This window comes from Allochromatium palmeri (assembly GCF_009720725.1).
GTDB classification, from domain to species: Bacteria; Pseudomonadota; Gammaproteobacteria; order Chromatiales; family Chromatiaceae; genus Thermochromatium; species Thermochromatium palmeri.
This window is the reverse complement of record NZ_WNKT01000121.1, coordinates 1-1471: the sequence shown is the minus strand read 5'-3', so window position 1 is coordinate 1471 and position 1471 is coordinate 1. Positions and strand designations below refer to the sequence as shown.

Annotated in this window: 1 protein-coding gene and 2 pseudogenes; 2 read left to right on the top strand and 1 reads right to left on the bottom strand. The window is 64.8% G+C overall.

Translation table 11 applies throughout. The annotated features are described in order from the left end of the window. Nucleotides 1–460: 460 nt before the first annotated feature. Nucleotides 461–802 (top strand): annotated as a pseudogene (locus GJ668_RS19695) (transposase zinc-binding domain-containing protein); the annotation flags it as partial. A 2-nt stretch (nt 803–804) separates the two neighbouring features. Next, a pseudogene (locus GJ668_RS19690) lies at nt 805–1251 on the top strand (IS1634 family transposase); the annotation flags it as partial. On the opposite strand, the gene GJ668_RS20225 reads toward GJ668_RS19690, so the two are convergent. Next, nucleotides 1232–1471: glycosyltransferase family 9 protein (locus tag GJ668_RS20225; protein ID WP_425482515.1), on the bottom strand; the 240-nt coding region annotated here is incomplete at its 5' end. The pseudogene GJ668_RS19690 and the gene GJ668_RS20225 overlap by 20 nt on opposite strands.

Here is a 1471-nt window from a genome sequence, read left to right as displayed (position 1 = left end):
AGCGCAACCCCTCCTTGCCTAAATGGGACATCCTCATCCGGCCAGCTGATGGGTAAGTTCTTTCCTGGCAATCTCCTAAATGCCCGCTACAGCGGAGAAAACGGCGCAGACGGCGGAACCGATCGACGGCCTGCGGGGCCGACACTCCGTCCCATGAGCAGAACCCAGCCCCACCGCGACGGCCTCCGCCTGGAGGCCCCCGCGCCGGCACTGGCGCCGCAGCCGGCCGACGACGACGCCGAGCGCGCGCGCACCTTCAGCGGCGTCGCCTATTCGGGCGGCGTCGTCGTCTATTTCGGCATGCCCGTGATCCTCGACCTGGACGGCGTCGCGCTGCCGACCCCCTGCCCGGCGCTGGAGAGCCACGACCCGGCGCTTCGCGTCGGCGTTGGAGACTGCCGAATCGCCGCTAAACTGTACATAAATACAGTCAAGCGCCGAATTCCAGCCGGATGCCGACATGGCCGTCGCGTCACCGGGATGCGGACCTGCCCCGTACGGCCGCCGCCATCCCGAGCAAACCGTCCTCTACCAAGTCGTCCAGCAGCACCTGGAGACCTATCTCGCGCTGGCGAGTGAAGACGACTGGGACGCGCAGCGCATGCCGGCCTATGTCGAACGCGAATTTCGTCGTTACCTCGAATGCGGCATCCTCGCTTTTGGCTTCGCCCGGGCCAGATGCCCGGACTGCGGGCATGACTTCCTGGTCGCCTTCTCGTGCAAAGGTAGCGGCCTGTGCCCGTCCTGCAACGTTCGGCGGATGGCAGAGACGGCAGCGCACCTGGTCGATCACGTTTTCCCGCCGCCGTACTCGCCTACCGCGAGCAATACCTCATCGAGCGTGGCTTCAACCGCTTACGCGGCCGCTCCCTGGGCTTGACCCCGCTCTATTTGAGCTCGACCACGCGCATCAAGGGACTCGTTCGCCTCCTCGCCATCGCCCTGCGCGTGCTGTGCCTCGTCGAATTCACCGTCCGCAACGCCTTACAGATCAAGGGCGAAACGCTCGACCACCTCTATGCGGGAAACCCCAAACGGGCCACCGCCCGCCCAACCACCGAGAGGATGCTCGCCACCTTTACCGGAATCTGCCTGATCATGGGCGGCTTAGGCAACGCCAGCTGGCAGAGCATGACTCCATTGAACGCTGTGCAGACACGCATTCTCGTCCTGAGCGGATTTTCGCCAGGCTTGTATGAAAATATGTGTACGAAATTGGTGGAAGACTCTCTCAAAATGGGCGAACCATGAGTACATCGCTGGCCCGCAGCGTGCGAATCCCCGCCCACAGCTCGCGATAACGACGCTCACGCCACAGCCGCTGCCAGTGGCGCAGCGGGCAGACGATCACGGCATCGAGATCCGGATGACGGTCGAGCAGCGCCGCACATTCGGGCTGGACCAGCCAGGCAATGCGCGCCTCGGGCCAGCGACGGCGCAGCGCCGCGACCAGCGGCGAGGCGAAGACGAT